The organism is Nocardioides sp. GXQ0305, assembly GCF_050880345.1.
Classification (GTDB): Bacteria; Actinomycetota; Actinomycetes; order Propionibacteriales; family Nocardioidaceae; genus Nocardioides.
Map to the genome: position 1 here is coordinate 18195 of NZ_JBNYXG010000002.1, position 20215 is coordinate 38409.

The window sequence follows — 20215 nt, forward strand, 5'->3', positions numbered from 1 at the left end:
GTAGGGTGACCCCTCGTGAACGACCGACTCGTCTGGATCGACTGCGAGATGACCGGGCTCGACCTGGTGTCCGACGCCCTCATCGAGGTGGCCGCACTGGTGACCGACTTCGACCTCAACGTGCTCGGCGAGGGGGTCGACCTGGTCGTCAAGCCGCCGGCCGAGGCGCTGGACCAGATGGGCGACTTCGTCCGCGAGATGCACCAGAAGTCCGGGCTGCTCGACCACCTCGCCTCGGGCATCACGCTGGCCGAGGCCGAGGAGCAGGTGCTCGTCTACGTGCGCGAGCACTGCGAGGAGGGCAGCCGACCGCCGCTCGCCGGCAACACGGTCGCCACCGACCGGTCGTTCCTCGCCCGCGACATGCCGGCCCTGGAGACGTTCCTCCACTACCGGATCGTCGACGTCAGCTCGATCAAGGAGCTCTCGCGGCGCTGGTACCCACGGGCCTACTTCCAGTCGCCGCCCAAGCGCGGCAACCACCGCGCGCTCGCCGACATCCAGGAGAGCATCGAGGAGCTGCGCTACTACCGCGAGGCGGTGTTCGTGCCGCCGCCGGGCCCCGACTCCGACGCCGCCCGCGAGATCGCGGCCCGGCACGGCGGGTCGCTCACCGGGCTCGGTGAGGACGCGTCTCCCGATGAGGAGCCGACGGCCCCCTAGGGCTACACTCGTCCCGGCCCCCGGCGCTGTCCGGGGTTCCTCCATGGTGGGCGTAGCTCAGCTGGTAGAGCATCGCGTTGTGGTCGCGAGGGTCGCGGGTTCAAGCCCCGTCGCTCACCCCAGACATCTGCAGGGCCCCGGCTCCGTGCCGGGGCCCTGTTGTCGTCCTCGACGTTCGAGGTGCCCTAGGTTGGGGCGGTGACCAGCGAGCGCAACACGTACGACGTCGTCGTGGTGGGCGCCGGGCACAACGGGCTGGTGGCCGCGTCGTACCTCGCTCGCGCGGGCCTGTCGGTCCTGGTCCTGGAACGGCTCGCGCACGTCGGCGGGGCGACGGTCTCCGCGGTCCCGTTCCCGGGGCAGCCGGCGCGGCTGTCCCGCTACGCCGGTCTGGTGTCGCTGCTGCCCGAGCAGCTGATGGGCGATCTCGACCTCGACCTCGAGCTGCGGTCGCGCGCGGCGTCGGCGTACGCCCCGACGGTGCGCGACGGGTCCCACGGCGGGCTGCTGGTGGAGCGGCCCGAAGGCCCGGCGACCGCCGACTCGTTCCGCTCCCTGACCGGCACCGACGACGAGTACGCCGCGTGGCAGGCCTTCCACGCCGGCGTCGGCGACCTGGCCGGGGTCGTGGCGCCCACGCTGCTCGAGCCGTTGCCGACCGAGCGCACCGTCCGCGAGCAGGTCGACCCCGCGGTCTGGAACGACCTGGTGACGACGCCGATCGGCGAGGTCATCGAGCGCCGGTTCGCCGACGACACCGTGCGCGGCCTGGCGGCCGCGGACGCCGCCGTCGGCAGCTTCGCCTCGACGCACGACCCGTCGCTGGTGCAGAACCGTGCCTTCCTCTACCGCCTGATGGGCAACGGGACCGGGGAGTGGCGGGTCCCGGTCGGCGGCATGGGCGCCCTCACCGACGCCCTCGCGCGGACCGCCGCGGGGGCCGGGGCCGAGCTGGTCACGTCTGCCGGGGTGTCCCGGATCCACGGCGTCGACGGCGGCGCCGAGGTGACCTGGCACGACGGGCACTCCACCCACGGCGTCACCGCGCGGCACGTCCTGGCCGACGTCGCGCCCTGGGTGCTCCGCATCCTGACCGGTCAGGGCGAGGACCCCGAGAGCAAGCCCCAGGGGTCGCAGCTCACGATCAACCTGCTGCTCGACCGGCTCCCGCAGCTGAGGTCCGGCCTCGACCCCGAGGTCGCCTTCGCCGGCACGTTCCATGTGGCCGCGGACTACTCCCGACTCGAGGCGGCGTACGCCGAGGCGGCGTCCGGCCGTGTCCCGACGCTGGTCCCGGGGGCGGTCCAGTGCCACACCCTCACCGACCGCACGGTCCTCGGCGACGCGCCGGAGGGCATGCACACCTTGAGCTACCTCGGCGTGCACACCCCGGCGGCGCTGTTCGAGGGCGATGACCGTGACGCGATCAAGGCGCTCGCCGTCGAGCGGGCGCTGGCCGCGATCAACGAGCACCTGGTCGAGCCGATCGAGAAGTGCCTGGCCACCGACGGCTCCGGCCGGCCGTGCATCGAGGCGATGGTGCCCCAGGACGTCGAGGCGGAGCTCGCGATGCCCGGCGGCCACCTCCACCACGGCGACCTCGACTGGCCCTGGGCGCCGAACCGGGCACGGCTCGACACCCCCGCCCAGCAGTGGGGCGTGCAGACCGACGTCGACTCGGTGCTGGTCTGCGGCTCGGGTGCCCGCCGCGGAGGCGGGGTGTCCGGCATCGGCGGCCACAACGCCGCACAGGCCGTGCTCGCCGGCCGCTGACGGGTGCGCTCTCGATTTCTCGGCCCGTCGGCCCGCTGGTAAAGTCGTCGTCGCTTCACAGCGCGCGCCATTAGCTCAATTGGCAGAGCAGCTGACTCTTAATCAGCGGGTTCGGGGTTCGAGTCCCTGATGGCGTACCAACACCGTGTCAGAGCCCGGGTCCTCCTTGTCGGAGTGCCCGGGTTCTTGCCTCTACTTGGAGCCGTAGCCGGTGGCCCGCCGACTCACCCGTGGGTCGGGGCTGCCCGACGACAGCACAGCCTCGGCCTGCCCTGCGCCGGTGAGCTCGGCGAGCAGGAAGGCGGTGACGTAGTGCTTGATCACGGCCTGCGCCTGTCGCCGGTCCCACTCCGGGTCGGTGCAGAACCCCGTCGGGAGGAGGGCGGCGATCCGACGGACGCGGTCACACCGACCGGAGAAGACGAAGTGCTCGGCCCCCTCCAGTGCGACCTCCACCTTGCGGCTGCTCGCGGCTCCCTCGTAGGCGAGCCGCGTGCTCCAGCGGTACGGCGAGTCCGCATCGGCGGTTCCGCCGATGACCAGCAGGGGCGCGGTCAGGGAGGCGAGCCCGGGCTCACCGAACATGGCGGCATCGCCCGCGAGCGACACCACCGCGTCGACCGGCTCCGTGTCGGGGGCAGGGCTCCAGCTGCTGCTGTCGACGATCTCGTCGAACCGCGGCTCCAGAGCGTCGCAGAGGAAGACGATCGGGTCGTCGTCCTCGCGGGCAGCGGCACACCCGGCCGTGAAGGCTGCCGCATCCGGGCGGGCACCACCCGCCGCGAGCGCCGTGTAGCCGCCGTAGGAGTGACCCAGGACGGCGATCGTCCCGGGATCCACGAGGCCGGCGAGGTGGCCGCCCGGACGCGCCGCTGACTCGGCGTACGCCCGGGTCTCGCCGACGACGTCGACGCGGTCCATGGCCGCTCGCCACAGGCCGCGGGGGTCGAGAGTCTCGTCGTGCCGCGGCGCGACCACCACCAGTCCGTGAGAGGCGAGGTGCTCGGCCAGCCACGCGTAGCTGTCGGACGTGATCGCGAACCCTGCGGACAGCACCACCAGGGGGTAGGGACCGCCGCTCGGATCAGGGACGGCGCCCAGCCGCGCGACCCCGGGGTAGGTGGCCAGCGCCGTCGACGTGCCCGGGCCCAGCACCGTCAGCGCGTAGGAGTAGGTCATCGCGGGCTCCTGAGAAGCTGACGACGACGCCGGGTACCACACGGTCATGGCGAGCGGGGCCTCGTCGAGCCCGATCCGAGCGACGCCGACAGGGAGCTCGCCGGGAGCGGCATGACTGAGCCCGGCGGACGTCGGACCGGCCGCTCCGGATCGCGTGGTGAAGTCGACCAGGTAGGCACCGGCCTGGGCGAGGAGCCCCACGACGACGACGCCGACCAAGAGCCCGAGACAAAGCGCTGAGCGAGCGATCCTCATGCTCAGACCTTGCGGTGCTCCGCGCGGCTCGCCGCGGTGGACCACGCGTCGGCGTCGACGCCCTTGATGAGCAGCCAGAGCGCGAACACCAGCTCGCCGGGGATCGCCAGCACGAGGACGACCAGCGCCCACGTGTCCGTGAGGCCGGGCGCAAGGAACGTTCCGAAGCTCTGCACGAAGTAGCCGATCCCGGCCAGTGCGAGCAGGATCCCGGGCAGCCGGGGAAGGAAGCCCGATCGAGCGACGAGCCACCCGGTGAGCACGAGCGACAACGCGAAGAAGAAGCCCCAGACCAGGACGATGTCGTCGTTCGCCTCCTGGAAGAGGAGGGCGAGCGCGTCGCGCTGGTCGGCGTCGAACGCCGCGAGGAAGCCCGGATCGGCGACCACGGTCAGCGTGAAGACGCTGGTCACCAGGCAGCCGGCCGCCATCACGACCGCTTCGGCCACCCGTGCCAGCGCCGCGGCCAACGACACCGGCCGGCTGACCGGCCGGAGCAATGCGTACAGGACGGCGGCGAGCACGATCTCGACGAGCACGATGGTGGCCTCGCCGGCGATGCCCCAACGGAAGAGGGTCTCCTGGACCCGGATGTTGTCGGCGGTGGCGGCCGCGTCTCCGGGGACGACCAGGCTCGACCGCGCGAACGTCGACAGCGGGTAGACGACGAAGATGACGAGGTAGAGGCTGCCGGCGACTCTGGTCAGCCGGCGCAGTCGTGGCCGATCCTCAGGCAGCGGTATGGCGGCACCGGGTGTGGGTGCCGTGGTGGCGGTCATGGTTCCTCCTCGGTGACGGTTCGGGCAGGTTGGGACGGATGGCCGGCGCACATCAGCGCGACGACGGTCCCGAGGTCCCCGAGGACCGGGAAGCGGTGTCAGCCCCCGGCGGCACCGGCCCCATGAGCGCCGCGCGGCGCGGAGTCGCGGTCCTCGGAGGGACCGGGCACCGCGACACCCTTGACGAGGAGCCAGAGGGTCAGGCCGACCTCGCCCAGCACCGCAGGTGTCAGCAGCACGACGGCGAGGACGCCGCCGTAGCCCTCGACGACCAGACTGGCGAGGCTGTCGATCACGTAGCCGATGCCTGCGGCGACCAGCAGCACGCCGAGGACGCGTGGGATGTAGCGGGACCGGTAGAACAACGAACCGAGGAGCACCAGGTGCAGGCCGAAGAAGACCAACGCGGCGAGGAACCCGGCACTGAAGGTCTCCAGGGCGAGCAGTGCTTCGGTGTCGCGGCCGGTGCCCTCGGAGAGGAGAAGCCCCGCCACGAAGAGCAGCGCCAGCAGGGCTGCCAGGGCCGCGGAGTACACCAGGCGGAACGCCGCCGCGACCAGTGACTGCGCCCGGCTGACCGGCGCCAGGATCAGGTAGAGGGTCACGGAGATGGCGACGTCGACCGCCACGATCACCACCCAGGCGACCAGGCTCAGCTCGAAGCGGGCGTCCGCCGCAGTGATGTTGTCGGCGGTCGCGGCGGCGTCGCCCGGGACCAGCATCGACTCCAGCGTCAGTGGCCCGAGCATGCCGAGCACCACCAGCAGGACGTAAAGGGCTCCCGTCAGCCGTGCGAGGCGCTCGGGGGACGCCTCACTCGCTCGGTCAGGACGGCCAGCTGACCGGGTCGGGACGGTGGTTGCCGTCATGAGACATGCTCCTCTCCGGCGTACGCCAGGGCCGAGGGACTGAGCCGACCGACGATCGCCGGGGCCTCCTGCACCAGCTGCTCGTCGTCGACGGCCTCGACCATGAACAGCGCGAAGTCCACGCGTCGGGTCAGGTTGCTGACCAGGGCGGGGTCGCCGACGTGCCGGCGCCAGATCGGCAGCCCCTGGCTCTCACCCTCCTCGACGTCGCTGCACCGCACGACCGTCCACCGCCGGTCGCTCGCGAAGATCCTGCGGCACGCCTCCACCTGGTCGTCCAGGTCGACCATGCGGGCCAACCTGGCCAGCCTGCCGAAGATCGCGACGAACGCTCGCAGCTTCCAGGGGTAGACGTCCTTGCCGTCCCGCGTGATGTGCCAGCCGCACGAGAAGACGAGCCGCGCGTCCGGATCGGCGAGATCGAGCACCGCCTGCGCCGTGCCCGAGGCGTAGTGCTGCATCCCCCACGGCGCCAGCACGGTGAGCACCGCGTCGCAGTCGGCCACGGCCCTGGCCACCACCTCGCGGTCGTCGGTCCTGCCCGGAACGAGGGTGATCCGGTCTGCGACGTCGGCGAGCTTCCCGACGCTCTGCTCCCGGCAGACCCCGACGACCCGGTCTCCGCGGTCGAGGCAGTGACGGACCAGGTGACGACCCAGCTTCCCCGACGCGCCGACGATGCACACCGTGCGAGCAGTGTGGGACTCCCCCGCGTGCCGCGACCCGTGGTTCGCCTTCATCGCTCGGTCCGGACGTCCGTGCCCGAGCGGAGCAGAACGACGCCGGCCCAGACGAACCACGCGATGAAGCCGAGCCCGAACAGCACTGCGGCGCCACCCGCCTGCGGGACCAGGGTCATCGCGCCCGCGGCGCCGACCACGAGCCCGAGCACCCCGAGCCCACGCGGCACGGTCGACGTGCGCAGGGCCGCGGCGCTGGCCAGCAGGACCCACAGCGCCCCGACCACCTCGATGCCACCACCGAGGGCCTCCTGGACCACGCTCACCGCCGACCAGGTCGAGACAGCCTCGGCACGGTCGCTGGCCGCGAGCTCGACGGCAGCCCGCTGGCCGACCAGGGCGATCATCCCACTGGCCAGCAGCAGCCCGGCCCAGATCAGGCCGAACGCCGTGGTGGTCCGGGCGACGGCAGGGCTGGGTCGTTCGAGGCGGTCGTGGATGCCCAGGACGAGCACGACGAGCGCCGCACCCGCGACGACGTACAGCACGAGGTACCACGCGTAGAGGACGACCTGGTGGTCGAGCAGGAAGGTCAGCGACTCGGCAGGAGAGTCCTGGGCGTCCTCGAAGCCGGCGGGTGCCAGGTAGGCGGCCGCTACGCCGAAGCCGACCAGGTAGGTGGCCGCCTCGACGAGCGCCGCCCAGCCGCCGGCTCGCTGCAGGGGCTGAGAGCCGGCCGGTTTCCTGCGCTGGTCGGTGGGACTCGGTGCGGTGTGCGTGGCGTGAGAGCTGGTCATGTGGTTCTTCCGATGAGGCGTGGTGGTGATCGGTGCACGCCCGAGTCTCGGAGACCGCCGCCCGCCTTGCCCATCGGGGCGCCACCCCAACTTCGGGCGTGTGCCGCATGGGGTGCGGACTTCATTGCGTGCCCCCCGCGGGTGAGCGAGGGTGGACCATGGCCGCTCCGTTGACGCCCCCGGTGGTGGGGGTGGAACACCAGAGATCGGACTGGGTGCGCCCGGCGTGGTGGAACCTGTCCCTGTACGCGCGCGTCGTGCTCGTCAACAGCACCGTCCTGTTGCTGGCCGTGCTGACCCTCGTCGTCACGCCCTTGACGGTCTCGTTCCCGATCGCGGCCGAGCAGGTGCTGGTCCTGGCGGTGGGCGCGGTCGTCATCGCGGTCGGAAACGCGGTGCTGCTCCGCCTCAACTTCCGTGGCCTCCGTGCCGTCGTCCGCCGGATGCAGACGATCGACGTGCTGAGGCCCGAAGAGCTCCTGCCGGAGACCGGCGGACCCGAGGCCAAGTCGCTCATTGCCGGCTTCAACGTGATGCTGGAACGCCTGGAGACAGAACGACGTACGAGCGCACGTCGAACGTTGAGCGCCATCGAGGGCGAGCGTCGACGGATCGGGCGCGAGCTGCACGACGAGATCGGTCAGCGCCTGACCGGGACCCTGTTGCAGCTGCAGCGCCTCGCCGACGACCTTCCGGAACCCTTCTCGTCGGAGGTCGGCTGCATCCAGGAGCAGCAACGGGCCACGCTGGACGAGATCGGTGCCCTCGCGTGGCAGCTGCGCCCCGCCCTTCTCGACGACCTCGGGCTGCTGAGCGCGGTGGAGGCGCTCGCTGAGTCGCTGGATGAGCCAGCGGTCCGGATCGCGACGTCTCTCCCGGAGGAGCTGACGGCCCTGACCCCAGAGCTGGAGCTGGTGGTCTACCGGATCGCACAGGAGGCACTGACCAACGCGGTTCGCCACGCGCATGCATCCCGCATCGAGCTGGGCCTCGAGGTGCGAGCCGACGGGCTGACCCTACGAGTGACCGACGATGGCACCGGCTTCTCCGTCCCGACGTCGGAGGGGCCCGGGATCCGCGGGATGCGTGAGCGAGCGCTGCTGGTCGGGGGACGCCTGCACGTCGGCTCCGCCCCGGCAGGGGCGCGTCCCCGAGCACAAGGCACCACCGTCAGGCTCGACGTCAGGGACATCACCGCGGTCGCTGCGCCATGAGTGACCACGGCGTGGCGCGGGTGATGGTCGCCGACGACCACGCCGTCGTCCGGGCCGGGCTCAAGGCACTCATCGACCGGGAGTCGGACCTCCAGGTCGTGGCCGAGGCCGCGGACGGACGGAAGGCCCTGCAGCTGGGCATCAGCGAGGAGCTCGACCTCGCCATCCTCGACATCGCCATGCCGGGCCTGACAGGCCTGCAGGCGACGCGCGAGATCCGGCGCAGGCGTGACCTGCCCATCCTGATCCTGTCCATGTACGACCGGGACCAGTACTTCTTCGAGGCGATCGCCGCGGGGGCCGCGGGCTACGTGCTGAAGCGCCAGGTCGACCAGGACATCATCGAAGCCTGCCGAGCGGCCCTGGGCGGCGAACCGTTCATCTACCCCAACGCGCTCAGCGCCCTCATGCGCCGGTACCTGTCGCTGGTCGACGACGGCCGTGACCCAGGTGCCGGACCCCTCACCCCCCGCGAGACCGAGGTCGTGAAGCTGATCGCCGAAGGGCACAACACCCAGCGCATCGCCGAGATCCTGTGCATCAGCCCCAAGACGGTGGACCGGCACCGGACGAACCTGCTCGAGAAGCTCAACATGAACGACCGGGTCCAGGTCACCCGTTACGCGATCCGAGCAGGTCTGGTCGAGCCCTGACGAGCCCCTCACCCAGGAGGTCTACCGCTGCCCCGGCCGTGCAGGAAGCGGCGCAGCTCTGCGGTGACGGCGTCGGGCGCCTCCACGCTGCTGACGTGTCCCGGCCCGGGCAGGACGACGAGCCGGGAGTCGGGCAGCGCCGCGTGCATCGCCTGTCCGACGGAGACCGGGGCGCGGACGTCGTGGTCGGCGTACAGCAGGAGCACCGGGACGTCGACCGCGGGGAGCACGTCGCTCTGGTCCTCGAAGCTGGCGCGCGCCATGGCGCGGAATCCCGCCGGCCGGAACTCCCGGACGCTCGCGAGGAAGGGCTCGACGACCTCCGCGGGTGCCGCCGGCGAGAACATCGAGGGAGCCATCGCCGCGACGAAGCCGTCACCGGGCAGCTCGGAGGCCCGCAGGGACAGCTCGAGTCGCCGCTGGGCGTCCTCCCGGCCCAGGGACCCGACCCAGCCCGCGTAGCCGCTCACGAGGGCCAGGGACGACACGAGTCCGGGGTGGCGGCGGAAGGTCGCCAACACCAACGCGCCCCCGAAGGAGAGGCCGACCAGGTGGGCCGGTTCCACCCCGAGGGCACGGACGAACCCGGCGAGACAGTCCGCGTAGTCGTCCATGCCGAAGCCGTCGGGCGGGTCGTCGGACCCGCCGGCACCCGGGGCGTCCCAGGCCACCACGGTGAACTCGTCGGACAGCGCGTCGACCTGACGGCGCCACGTCGACGCACTTTCGCCGACGAAACCGTGGGCCAGCAGCACCGGCGGCCCGTGCCCGGCCCGTTCGTAGGCGATCGAGAGGCCTCCCACCTCGACCTTCATCCTCGGATCCTAGGCTTCCGTATCCGAAGTCCCGGTAACGAATCGGTGTGGATCTCCTCCTCGTAAGCCCGTGATCACCGCTGAATCCGTTGGGGTCAGACCTTTTCGAATGGATCCAACTCCACGAATGGGTAACGTCACATCAACATTTCAACCGGACGGCTTTGATCGGTCGAACCCATCGTGCATAGTTGGTGTCGACCCCGCAGGTGACCCGAGACGCCTGCGGGGTCCTAGAAGCCCCGCAGGTGACCCGAGACGCCTGCGGGGCTTCTTGTTGCCCGGCCCTACGTGTCCGAGCGATCGGCCTGGTGGAGCCGCAGGAACTCCAGGTGGTGCTCGTACTGGTCCACGCAGTCGTGGATGATCTGCGACTCGCGGTACCCCATCACGTCGTAGCCCTGCGCCCCGTCGACCAGGTGCACGTCGAGCCGCGCGTAGAGGTCGCGGTCGCCGATCATCCGGCCGCCGTACGTCGGCACCGGCGACAGCCGCTCCTGCACCCGGTACTGGAACGGGTGCTCGGGATCGGCGGCGAGCAGCTCGACGTAGGTGCCGCCGTGCGGGTCGTCGTCGGACGCCTCGGCGACCCCGCGCTCCGTGGTCGCGTCGACGCCGCGCGCCTGCAGCTCCTCCGCGACCTTGGCGAGCGCGGGGGCGACGACCTCGTCGAGGTGCCGCTCTGCGTCCTCGGCGTCCACGAAGTTGGTCACCCGGGCGATGCGTGCGGTCCACGGCTCGTGGTCGGTGTCGGTGGCGGGCGGCCGGTGGTGGATGGCGACCGCCTCCACCCGCATCAGCTCCCGCCGCATCGCCGTGTAGAGCCCCCACATCACCAGGATCATCACGATCGCGAAGGGCAGGCCCATGATCACCGTCGCGTACTGCAGGGCGTAGATGCCGCCCACCGCCAGCACGGAGATGGTCAGCAGGCCGGTCACGGCCGCCCACACGATCCGCTGCCAGGCCGCGCCGTCCTCCTGCACGTGCCGCAGGTTGGAGCAGAGGTTGGCCATGACCAGCGCGCCCGAGTCGGCGGAGGTGACGTAGAAGAGCAGGCCCACGAAGGTGGCGACCGCGATCACCACGCCGGCGGCCGGGTACTGCTCGACCAGCATGAAGAAGCCGCGTCCGTCGTAGTTCTGGGCCGCCTCGGCGAAGTCCGCGTCGCCGCCGCGCACCCGGTCGAGAGCGGCGTTCCCGAAGATCGACACCCACATCACGATGTAGGCGAAGGGGATCACCATGGTGCCGAGCACGAACTGGCGGACCGTACGGCCCCGGGAGATGCGGGCCAGGAACATGCCGACGAACGACGCCCAGGCCACCCACCAGGCCCAGAAGAACAGGGTCCAGAGGTTCATCCACTCGTTGGCCTGGTCGAAGGCCATCGTGTCCATGGTCAGGCCCGGGAAGGAGGCGATGAAGTCGCCGACGTTCATCACCACGCCCTCGAGGAGCATCTCGGTCTTGCCGGTGATCAGGATCCAGCCGGCCAGCGAGAGCGCGAGGATCACGTTGAGCTGCGACAGGAACCGGATGCCCTTGTCGACGCCCGTGGTCGCCGAGATCGCTGCGATCGTGACCGCCAGCGCAGCCAGGCCGATCTGGGCGGCCAGCCCGATCGGGATCCCGAAGAGCCAGTTGAGGCCGAAGTTGAGGAACACCACGCCGATGCCGAGGCTGGTCGCGACCCCGAAGATCGTCCCGAGCACGGCGGCGGTGTCGACCACGTGCCCGAGCGGGCCCTGGATCCGCTTGCCGAAGATCGGGTACAGCGCCGAGCGGACGGCCAGCGGCAGGTTGAGCCGGTAGGCGAAGAACCCGAGCGCCATGCCCATCAGCGCGTACATCGCCCAGCCTGTGATCCCGTAGTGGAAGATCGTCCAGACCGTGGCCTCCCGGGCCGCGGTGACGGTCTCCCCGTTGCCGACCGGCGGTGCGACGTACTGGGTGACGGGCTCGACGACGGAGAAGAACATCACGTCGGTGCCGATGCCGGCCGCGAACAGCATCGCGGCCCACGAGAACGTCGAGAACTCCGGACGGGAGTGGGCCGGCCCGAGCCGCAGGTGACCGAACCGGGAGATGCCCAGGAACAGGACGAACACCAGGATCGCGGTGCCGAGCGCGATGTAGAACCAGCCGAACGCGCCGCCGACCCAGACCGTCCAGGAGTAGATGCGCTCGTACGCGGCCGTGGGCTGCACGATCGCCCAGATCGCCACCGCGACGACCCCGACGATCGAGGCGCCGAACACCGGCCACTTGACGGACGGCGAGCCCCGCAAGGCGCTCTTGGCCTCGGGGGCCGACGGAAGGGTGTCGGTACTCATGCGGTGTCTCCTGTCGCGTGGGCGGAACGGGCGCCGGCGGCGCTCGGCAGGTCGTGACTGGTGTCCCACGCGTCGTTGCGCGGGTCACCCGGCGGGTACGGCGGATCGCCGCGACCGTGGCGGTACCAGGGGACGTCGAGGGCCGGCAACGGCGTGTTGCCGGCAATCAGGTCGGCCGCCTTCTCGGCGACCATCATCACCGGCGCGTAGATGTTGCCGTTGGTGACGAACGGGAAGACCGACGCGTCCACGACGCGCAGTCCGCGGGTGCCGTGCACCTTCATCGTCGCCGGGTCGGTGACCGCGGCGTCGTCGGTGCCCATCTTGGCGGTGCACGACGGGTGGAGCGCGGTCTCGGCGTCGCGCGCGACCCAGTCGAGGATCTCGTCGTCGGTCTCGACGGAGGGGCCGGGCGAGATCTCGCCGCCGCTGAACGCCGCGAAGCCCGGCTGCTCCAGGATGTTGCGGGCGGCCCGGACGATCTCGATCCACTCGCGGCGGTCGGTCTCGGTCGAGAGGTAGTTGAACTGGATCGCCGGGTGCTCCAGCGGGTCGGTCGACCGGATCCGGACCCAGCCGCGGGTGTCGGCGTACATCGGGCCGATGTGCACCTGGTAGCCGTGGATGCCGTAGTCGGTCTCGGCCGGCTTGCTGCCGTCGTAGCGGATCGCGATCGGCAGGAAGTGGAACATCACGTTCGGCCACTCCACCTGGTCGTTGCTCCGGATGAAGCCGCCCGCCTCGAAGTGGTTGGACGCGCCGACGCCCTTGCGGGCGAACAGCCACTCGGCGCCGATCCGTGGCTTGTGGTGGTGGGCGAGCCAGGGCGCGATCGAGACCGGCTGGGTGGCGGCGTGCTGGAGGTAGACCTCGAGGTGATCCTGCAGGTTCGCGCCGACCCCGGGCAGCTCCACCCTCGTCGTCACTCCGGCCGCCCGGAGGTGCTCGGGATCGCCGATCCCGGCGAGCTGGAGCAGCTGAGGGCTGTTGAACGCGCCGCCGCACAGGACGACCTCGCCTGCCGTCACCGAACGGTGCACCCGGCCGGCGCGGGTGTAGTCGACGCCGGTGCAGCGGTCGCCCTCCATCCGCAGGCCGGTCACCATCGCGAGGGTCTCGACGTCCAGGTTCTTGCGATGCATCACCGGGTGCAGGTAGGCCCGGGCCGCCGAGAGCCTCCGGCCGCGGTGCACGTTGCGGTCGAACTTCGCGAAGCCCTCCTGCCGGTAGCCGTTGACGTCGTCGGTCAGCGGGTAGCCGGCCTGCTGGACCGACTCGAAGAAGGCGCCGAACAGCGGCGAGGTGGCCGGCCCGCGCTCCAGCACCAGGGGACCGGACCCACCGCGCCAGGCGTCGACCGAGGCCAGGCAGGTCTCCATGCGCTTGAAGTAGGGCAGGCAGTGGGCGTAGTCCCACGCCTCCATGCCGGGCTCGGCGGCCCACCGCTCGAGGTCCATCGGGTTGCCCCGCTGGAAGATCATGCCGTTGATCGAGCTGGACCCACCGAGCACCTTGCCCCGGGCGTGGTAGACCTTGCGGCCGCCCATGTGGGGCTCCGGCTCGCTCTCGTACTTCCAGTCGTAGAGCCGGTTGCCGATGGGATACGGCAACGCGGCCGGCATGTGGATGAACGGGTCGAGGATGTTGTCGTTACGTCCCGCCTCGAGCACCAGCACGCTCGTGCCCGGGTCGGCCGAGAGCCGGTTACCGAGGGCGGACCCCGCCGACCCGCCTCCGACGATCACGTAGTCGTAGCTCTTGGTGGTCACTGGTCCGTCCCTCCTGCGGAGTCGCGACGGCGGTCGGCGAACCAGCCGGCGGGCGCCGGCCGGGTGTTGTGCCAGACGTGCTTGGGCTCGCGGTACTCCTCCAGCCCGGTCAGCCCCAGCTCGCGGCCGATGCCGGACTGCTTGAAGCCGCCCCACTCGGCACCGGCGACGTACGGGTGGTAGTCGTTGATCCAGATCGTGCCGTGGCGCAGCCGGCTCGCGACCCGCTCGGCGCGACCGGCGTTCTCGCTCCACACCGCCCCGGCGAGGCCGTAGATGGTGTCGTTGGCCAGGCTGATGGCGGCGTCCTCGGCCGCATCGCGGTCGGCGCCCTCGAAGGTCTCCACCGTGAGCACCGGGCCGAACGACTCCTCCTGGACGCACCGCATGTCGGTCGCGCAGTGGTCGAGGATCGTCGGCAGGTAGTAGAAGCCGGCGTCGTACGCCGCCCCCTCGGGGCGGGCGCCGCCGCAGCGCAGCTCGGCGCCGTCCTCGAGGGCGTCGGCGACGTACCGCTCGACCTTGCTGCGGTGGGCCTCGCTGATCAGCGGCCCGGTCTCGGCCTCGTCGTCGAACGGTCCCCCCAGCCGGATGTCGCGCGCTCGCTCGACGAGCGTGTCGACGACCTGGTCGTGGACGCTCGCCTCGACGATCAGGCGGGCGCCGGCCGAGCAGACCTGCCCGGAGTCGAGGAACACCGCGGTGAGCGCGTTGTCGATGGCGGCAGGCAGGTCGGCGTCGGCGAAGACCACGTTGGGGTTCTTGCCGCCGAGCTCGAGGGCCACCCGCTTCACGGTGGCCGCCGCCGTCGCCATGATCGCCCGCCCGGTCTGGAGGCCACCGGTGAACGACACCAGGTCGACTCCCGCGTCGTCGACCAGCGGCGCGCCGGCGGTGGCGCCGGCTCCGAGCACCAGGTTGGCGACGCCGTCGGGCAGGCCCTCCTCGGCCAGGGCCCGCATCAGCCAGATCGCCGTGGACGGCGTCAGCTCGCTCGGCTTGAGCACGAAGGTGTTGCCGGCGGCCAGGCAGGGCGCGACCTTCCACGACGTCTGCAGCAGCGGGTAGTTCCACGGCGTGATCAGCGAGCAGACCCCGACCGGCTCGTGCACCACGCGGCTGGAGACGTCGGGCATGCCCGTGTCGACCACCCGGCCGGCGTCGGCCGCCGCGACGTCGGCGAAGTGCCGGAAGACGCTCTCGATGTCGTCGACGTCGATCTGCGACTCCACGAACCGCTTGCCGGTGTCGAGCGACTCGAGTCGGGCCACCTCGTCCCGCTCCGCGACCAGTCGGTCGGCCACGCGGCGCAGCAGCGCCGCCCGCTCGGGAGCGGGCGTGCTCGGCCAGGGGCCGCGGTCGAAGGCCGCGCGAGCCGCCGCGACCGCGTCGCGCGCGTCGTCGGCGGTCGCCTCCGCGACGGTGACGACCTCGCTCCCGTCAGCGGGGCAGTGGATGGTTCTGGTTCCCGAGTCCCGTGCCGGCCGCCAGGCGCCGGCGATGAACAGGGTGTCCATGGCCTCCCTCTGTTGTTGACTGGAGTCAGTGTGGCGCGTGTGAGGCCTGTTGCGCCACCACCAGTTGTGGGATGCCGGTCCCGGGCGGTCCGACGGCCACCTGTGGAGAAGTCGGCGGGCGGTGCTCACCGGGCCAGGCGGCTCCCCGACCAGGCGTCCACCGGGCCTTCGCTGCTAGGAGCCGGATCCCACGTCGGCGACGTACTCGTCGGTGTAGCGCTGCGACAGCCGCGTCCACCGCGACCACTCGGCCTCGCTGAACCCCGGGTCCACGGCCTTCCGGTCCACCCGCTCCATGCGCAGGAACGCGAAGTCCTCGGGGTGGTTCTCCGCGACCCAGCGGTCCACCTTCGCGAGGTGCGCCGTGATTCCGTTGAAGTCCACGAGCTGGGTGTAGTCGGCGAGGGTGACCTCACCGTCCTGCACCACCACCTCGAGGGTGTTGTCCCCGAAGGGCCCTCGTCCGACCTCCTCCGAGCCCCTGAGGTGCATCGTGTAGGGGCAGGTGAAGACGATGCCCTCGGTGGCCTCGGCGGTGCGCCGGCACGGCTGCATCTGGCGCTCGACGTCCCAGGCCACGTCGCGCCGCAGCGTCGCTTGCCACGTGTCCCACGGCTGCACCCCGTCGGCCATGAGGTCGGCCATCCGGTCGGCGTCGAGGTCGGCGTACGCCACCGCGAACGCCTCGGCGGTCTCCCGGTCGGCGGCCCGGTCCTGGCCCGGGACGGGCGGAGCCGGCTCGGGGCTCTCGGCGGGGTCGGGAGCCCACACCGCGATCACCACGGCCGCAGCGGCGGCGAGGGCCGCGGCCGCCGCGATCACGACGCGCCGGCGGGTTCTCGGCGGATTGTCGCGGCCCTCGACGGTGTCCCGGAAAGCCTGGAGCTCGGTCTGGGTGTCGGTTTCGTTCATGGCGTCCTCCGCGTGGCGGTGGAGGAGCGCGACCAGATCACGCTCGACGTGCTGCGTGCTCACGACCGGCCCTCCCACTCTCGGGCGAGCGCGGCGATCCCGCGGCTCGCGTGCTTCTTGACCGATCCCGCGGAGATCCCGAGCGTGTCCGCGATCTCGAGCTCGGACTGGTCCAGGTAGTAGCGCAGGACCAGCACCTGACGCTGCCGGGTCGGCAGCGCCGTGACCGCGGCCCAGAGCCGGTCGGCCTCGTGGTGGGCAACGGCCGTGTGCTCGGCCGAGTCCAGCTCCTCGGGGCGCGGCACCAGCCGCAGCACGGCCGCGCCCGCCGTACGCCGGCGGCGCAGCGAGTCTCGTCCCCCGTTGACCACGGCCCGGTCGAGGAAGGCCACCGCGGCCTGGGGGTCGCGCAGGTGCGACCAGCGCCGGTAGAGGCCGGCGAAGGCCTCCTGCACCACGTCCTCGGCGGTACGCCGGTCGTCGACCAGCAGCGAGGCCAGCCCCACCAGCCGACGGTGGTGGACGACGAACAGGTCGGCCACCGCCCTGTCCCGGTCATCCGGGAGAGGGTGGATCCCCCGTTCGGGACCAGGTCCCGACTGGTGGGCGTTCCTCATGACCTCCACATGGGCAAAGACGACGGTCCCCGTCAAGGGTTGACCGGACGGCCCGGGAATTTCGGCGTTCAGCCCCCGGGGGACGACGTACTGCCCCGAGCGACGCACCGGTGCCCGTGTCGTCAGAGGTAGAGGCCGGTGGCGTCGTCGCCGAGCCGGTGGGCGGCCACGGCGTGGACGTCGCGCTCGCGCATCACGACGTAGAGCTCGCCCGACACCTCGACCTCGGCCTTGTCGGCGGGGTCGAAGAGCACCCGGTCGCCCTTCTCGACCGACCGGGCGTGGGGGCCGACCGCGATGACGCGCGACCACGACAGCCGCCGCGCACCCATCGCAGCGGTGGCGGGGATGACGATGCCGCCGCTGGAGCGGCGTTCGCCGGCGTCCGCGTCGACCTCGACCAGGATCCGGTCGTGGAGCATCTTGATGGGCGCGCCGTCCCTGGCGCCGTCCGTGGGCCCGTCGGTCAAGGGAACGGTCCCGTCAGCTCGCGACCTTGCGGACCACGACGATCAGCGCGATGGTGCCGATCACGACGCCGACGGTCCTGAGGATGTTGTCGGTGCGCGGCTCACCGGTCTCCAGGTCGACGTAGTGGCCCTTGATGGCGGTGATCTCCCGCGACACGATCGTCTTCGGGTGCGCGCGGTAGAGGAGCTGGTCGATCGTCCCGGCGAGGCGCTCGCGGGTCTCTTCGATCTCGGTCTCGAGGGCCGACAGCTCGTTGCTCACGCGGGCAGGCTATCCGAGCCGCCGGACCCGGGCGAAGCGCGGGTTGAGCGTTCCAGCGAGGAGGTTGAGGGCCTCGGCATGTCCGGCCGCGGAGCGGCGGGGGTGCGAGGTGTCTCGAAACGAATGCGATCGGGGTCGAACCCGACCGGCAGCTCGAGCCGGTGGGCGCTCATCAGCGCCTCGTCGGTGAGCAGGTCGTACGTCGGCCCGTCGGCCGCGATCACGCCGTCGGCGAGCACCACCGAGCGGGGGCACAGCTCGAGCGCGTAGGGCAGGTCGTGGGTCACCATCAGCACCGTCACGTCGAGCGAGCGCAGGATCTCGGCGAGCTCGCGGCGCGACGCCGGGTCGAGGTTGGACGACGGCTCGTCGAGCACGAGGATCTCGGGCTCCATCGCCAGCACGGTCGCCACGGCCACCCGGCGGCGCTGGCCGAAGGAGAGGTGGTGAGGGGGCCGGTCGGCGTAGTCGGCCATGCCGACCTGCTCGAGGGCCTCCATCACCCGGCGCTCGAGGCCGGCGCCCTTGAGACCGAGGTTCGCCGGACCGAAGGCGACGTCCTGCCGCACGCTGCCGAGGAACAGCTGGTCGTCGGGGTCCTGGAAGACGATCCCGACCCGGCGGCGTACCTCCTGGAGGTTCTCCTTGGTGACCGGGAGGCCGCTCACGGCCACCGAGCCCGCGCCCGCGGTCAGGATCCCGTTGAGGTGGAGCACCAGCGTCGTCTTGCCGGCACCGTTGGGGCCGAGCAGCGCGACCCGTTCCCCCGGGTGCACGTGCAGGTCGACGCCGTACAGGGCCTGGTGACCGTCGGGGTAGGCGTAGGCGAGGCCACGGACGTCGAGCGTGGGAGCGGTCATTTTTCGGGGCCCCCGCGGAGTCGGGAGCGCAGCGAGCGACTTCGTGGGGTGTTCATCGCGGGAGCCTGCCGGTGTAGCCGCGCGACAGCATCGCGAGGTGGACCCGCTCGCCGCGCTCGTAGGAGCGGACGAAGAGGGCGCCCATCGCCTTCGCGAGGGCGGGCCAGTGGCGAGGCGAACGGGGGTCGCAGCCGCGTGAGCGCATGGCGACCATCATCCGCCCGAGCTCGGCGGTGACCACGTCGAGGTAGCGGATCATGAACCCCATGATCTGCACCAGAAGGTCGGGTAGCCGCAGTCGCTGCAGGCCGCGGAGCAGGTCGTCGGGCTCCGTCGTCGCGGCCAGCGTCAGCGAGGCCAGCACACCCAGCGTGCCCTTGGCCAGGAGGCCCCAGGCGGCGAGCAGGCCCGGCTCGCTGACCTCGAGGCCGAGGACCTCGGTCTGGGGGCCGTGGGCGATGAACGGCACGAGGAGGGCGAAGACGACGAACGGCGTCTCGACGACCAGCCGCGGCAGCAGGTAGCGCAGCGGCACCCGGCTGAGCGCGATCACGCCCAGCAGCACGGCGAGGTAGACGGCGTACGCCCAGAACCACTCGCGCGGCGTGGCGACCACGACGAGGACGTAGCCCAGCAGGGCCAGCACCTTGAGGTGGGGCTGGGCGCGGTGGACGGGTGAGTGGCCGTGGTAGTGCAGCCGGTGGCCGTGACCGGCGCCCATCAGCGCGCCTCGGACCCCTGCGACTCCGCCTCGAGCTCGGGGCCTGCCCGTCGTCGTCGGACGGCGTAGCCGATGCCGCCGGCCACCAGCAGCGTCACCAGGACGCCGACCACGCCGGCCAGGCCACCGGCCAGCCGGGGGCTGTCGATGCCCGTCACGGAGTAGTCGGCCATCGGGCCGTCACCAGTGGCGTGGTCGTCGGCGGTGTCGAGGAAGCCGGTCCTGTCCGCGACGTACTCGAGGCCGTCGGGCTGGGCGCTGGCGTAGTAGCTCGCGACACCGGCGAGCAGCAGTGCGACCAGCAGTCCGCCGAGCAGGAAGGTGCGCGTCCTCATGCGGTCGCTCCCGTCGTCCGGACCTCGAGCGGGCGGGACCTCAGCACCGAGCGGGCGCCGTAGACGAGGTCGGGACGGGTGGCGACGACGCTGCCGACCGCGAGGGTGGTGATCACGGCCTCCCCGATCCCGATGAGGACGTGCCAGCTCAGCATCGCGGTGGTGACGGCAGCGAGCGACACCGGCGCCTGGCCACCGATCGCGAACAGCCCGACGAACGCCAGCGCCGTGACCGGGACCGACACGAGCGCGGCGACCCCCGCGGCGACGGGGACCATCGACAGCCTCGAGGGCAGCAGCCGCTGGACCAGTCGGAAGACCAGCCAGCCGGTGCCGACGGCGACGATGGAGAACAGGGTGATGTTGGTACCGAGTGCGGTGATCCCGCCGTCGGCGAACAGCAGGCCCTGGACCAGCAGGACGACCGCGAGGCAGAGCGCTCCCGTGTAGGGCCCGACGAGCACCGCGGCGAGTGCACCGCCGAGCAGGTGGCCGCTGGTCCCGGCCCCGACCGGGAAGTTGAGCATCTGGGCGGCGAACACGAACGCCGCGACGAGGCCCGCCATCGGGGCGGTACGGTCGTCGAGTTCACGGCGGGCGCCGCGGAGCGCCACGGCGATCCCCGCGGCCGCGACGGCCCCGGTCGCGAGGGAGGTGGGGGCGTCGAGGAATCCGTCAGGGACATGCATGTCAATCACTCTACGTTGTTGCATGCGACTTGCAACAACGGCCCGAACGG

Annotated in this window: 21 protein-coding genes and 2 tRNA genes; 6 read left to right on the forward strand and 17 right to left on the reverse strand. The window is 71.6% G+C overall.

Annotated elements, in window-relative coordinates; translation table 11 throughout:
* Window positions 1-48 precede the first annotated feature (48 nt).
* The 4 genes from orn (at window position 49) to ACQ1X7_RS04865 (ending at window position 2576) form a co-directional block, all read left to right on the forward strand.
* On the forward strand, window positions 49-663 hold the full coding sequence (gene orn / locus ACQ1X7_RS04850) for an oligoribonuclease (RefSeq protein ID WP_432477741.1): 615 nt from the start codon (window positions 49-51) through the stop codon (window positions 661-663).
* A 46-nt stretch (window positions 664-709) separates the two neighbouring features.
* Window positions 710-785, forward strand: a tRNA-His gene (locus ACQ1X7_RS04855).
* Between the two features lie 76 nt (window positions 786-861).
* The gene (locus ACQ1X7_RS04860) at window positions 862-2436 is read left to right on the forward strand and encodes a phytoene desaturase family protein (protein WP_432477038.1); all 1575 of its coding nucleotides are present in this window, start codon (window positions 862-864) and stop codon (window positions 2434-2436) included.
* Between the two features lie 64 nt (window positions 2437-2500).
* Window positions 2501-2576 (forward strand) — tRNA-Lys (locus ACQ1X7_RS04865).
* 52 nt (window positions 2577-2628) lie between these two features.
* On the opposite strand, the gene ACQ1X7_RS04870 is transcribed toward ACQ1X7_RS04865, so the two are convergent.
* The 5 genes from ACQ1X7_RS04870 to ACQ1X7_RS04890 all read right to left on the reverse strand — a co-directional run bounded on the left by ACQ1X7_RS04870 (window position 2629) and on the right by ACQ1X7_RS04890 (window position 6995).
* Window positions 2629-3870, reverse strand: a complete 1242-nt coding sequence (locus ACQ1X7_RS04870; RefSeq protein WP_432477039.1) for an alpha/beta hydrolase family protein — start codon at window positions 3868-3870, stop codon at window positions 2629-2631.
* A gap of 2 nt (window positions 3871-3872) precedes the next feature.
* Complete coding sequence (locus ACQ1X7_RS04875; protein ID WP_432477040.1) at window positions 3873-4649, reverse strand: DUF4386 domain-containing protein; 777 nt, start codon at window positions 4647-4649, stop codon at window positions 3873-3875.
* 98 nt (window positions 4650-4747) lie between these two features.
* Window positions 4748-5518, reverse strand: coding sequence for a DUF4386 domain-containing protein (locus ACQ1X7_RS04880; protein WP_432477041.1), 771 nt, complete (start codon window positions 5516-5518; stop codon window positions 4748-4750).
* A complete protein-coding gene (locus tag ACQ1X7_RS04885) occupies window positions 5515-6204 on the reverse strand; it encodes an NAD(P)-dependent oxidoreductase (RefSeq protein ID WP_432477042.1) in 690 nt (229 codons plus the stop codon). Before ACQ1X7_RS04885 ends, ACQ1X7_RS04880 begins: the two co-directional genes overlap by 4 nt.
* Window positions 6205-6254: 50 nt before the next feature.
* Entirely contained in the window at window positions 6255-6995 is a 741-nt protein-coding gene (locus tag ACQ1X7_RS04890) for a hypothetical protein (RefSeq protein ID WP_432477043.1), read from the reverse strand.
* A 158-nt stretch (window positions 6996-7153) separates the two neighbouring features.
* On the opposite strand from ACQ1X7_RS04890, the gene ACQ1X7_RS04895 reads away from it, so the two are divergent.
* Both ACQ1X7_RS04895 and ACQ1X7_RS04900 read left to right on the forward strand, forming a co-directional pair.
* On the forward strand, window positions 7154-8209 hold the full coding sequence (locus tag ACQ1X7_RS04895) for a sensor histidine kinase (protein WP_432477044.1): 1056 nt from the start codon (window positions 7154-7156) through the stop codon (window positions 8207-8209).
* Window positions 8206-8862, forward strand: a complete 657-nt coding sequence (locus ACQ1X7_RS04900; RefSeq protein ID WP_432477045.1) for a response regulator — start codon at window positions 8206-8208, stop codon at window positions 8860-8862. The genes ACQ1X7_RS04895 and ACQ1X7_RS04900 overlap by 4 nt, the downstream gene beginning before the upstream one ends.
* 8 nt (window positions 8863-8870) lie before the next feature.
* On the opposite strand, the gene ACQ1X7_RS04905 is transcribed toward ACQ1X7_RS04900, so the two are convergent.
* The 12 genes from ACQ1X7_RS04905 to ACQ1X7_RS04960 all read right to left on the reverse strand — a co-directional run bounded on the left by ACQ1X7_RS04905 (window position 8871) and on the right by ACQ1X7_RS04960 (window position 20165).
* Window positions 8871-9677, reverse strand: coding sequence for an alpha/beta fold hydrolase (locus ACQ1X7_RS04905; RefSeq protein WP_432477046.1), 807 nt, complete (start codon window positions 9675-9677; stop codon window positions 8871-8873).
* A gap of 287 nt (window positions 9678-9964) precedes the next feature.
* A complete protein-coding gene (gene betT, locus ACQ1X7_RS04910; RefSeq protein WP_432477047.1) occupies window positions 9965-12013 on the reverse strand; it encodes a choline BCCT transporter BetT in 2049 nt (682 codons plus the stop codon).
* Window positions 12010-13782 (reverse strand): choline dehydrogenase, encoded by a 1773-nt coding sequence (gene betA, locus ACQ1X7_RS04915; RefSeq protein ID WP_432477048.1) that lies wholly within the window; start codon window positions 13780-13782, stop codon window positions 12010-12012. Before betA ends, betT begins: the two co-directional genes overlap by 4 nt.
* Entirely contained in the window at window positions 13779-15299 is a 1521-nt protein-coding gene (locus ACQ1X7_RS04920) for an aldehyde dehydrogenase family protein (RefSeq protein ID WP_432477049.1), read from the reverse strand. The genes betA and ACQ1X7_RS04920 overlap by 4 nt, the downstream gene beginning before the upstream one ends.
* A 174-nt stretch (window positions 15300-15473) precedes the next feature.
* Entirely contained in the window at window positions 15474-16274 is an 801-nt protein-coding gene (locus tag ACQ1X7_RS04925) for a hypothetical protein (RefSeq protein WP_432477050.1), read from the reverse strand.
* Window positions 16271-16753: a SigE family RNA polymerase sigma factor gene (locus tag ACQ1X7_RS04930; protein WP_432477051.1), complete on the reverse strand. Its 483-nt coding sequence runs from the start codon at window positions 16751-16753 to the stop codon at window positions 16271-16273. Before ACQ1X7_RS04930 ends, ACQ1X7_RS04925 begins: the two co-directional genes overlap by 4 nt.
* Window positions 16754-16950: 197 nt before the next feature.
* Window positions 16951-17250 (reverse strand): GroES family chaperonin, encoded by a 300-nt coding sequence (locus ACQ1X7_RS04935; protein WP_432477742.1) that lies wholly within the window; start codon window positions 17248-17250, stop codon window positions 16951-16953.
* Between the two features lie 61 nt (window positions 17251-17311).
* On the reverse strand, window positions 17312-17560 hold the full coding sequence (locus tag ACQ1X7_RS04940) for a DUF3618 domain-containing protein (protein WP_432477052.1): 249 nt from the start codon (window positions 17558-17560) through the stop codon (window positions 17312-17314).
* A complete protein-coding gene (locus tag ACQ1X7_RS04945) occupies window positions 17557-18420 on the reverse strand; it encodes an energy-coupling factor ABC transporter ATP-binding protein (protein ID WP_432477053.1) in 864 nt (287 codons plus the stop codon). Before ACQ1X7_RS04945 ends, ACQ1X7_RS04940 begins: the two co-directional genes overlap by 4 nt.
* A gap of 52 nt (window positions 18421-18472) precedes the next feature.
* Entirely contained in the window at window positions 18473-19141 is a 669-nt protein-coding gene (cbiQ, locus tag ACQ1X7_RS04950) for a cobalt ECF transporter T component CbiQ (RefSeq protein ID WP_432477054.1), read from the reverse strand.
* A complete protein-coding gene (locus tag ACQ1X7_RS04955; RefSeq protein WP_432477055.1) occupies window positions 19141-19476 on the reverse strand; it encodes a PDGLE domain-containing protein in 336 nt (111 codons plus the stop codon). The genes cbiQ and ACQ1X7_RS04955 overlap by 1 nt, the downstream gene beginning before the upstream one ends.
* Window positions 19473-20165, reverse strand: a complete 693-nt coding sequence (locus ACQ1X7_RS04960) for an energy-coupling factor ABC transporter permease (RefSeq protein WP_432477056.1) — start codon at window positions 20163-20165, stop codon at window positions 19473-19475. The genes ACQ1X7_RS04955 and ACQ1X7_RS04960 overlap by 4 nt, the downstream gene beginning before the upstream one ends.
* Window positions 20166-20215: the final 50 nt, after the last annotated feature.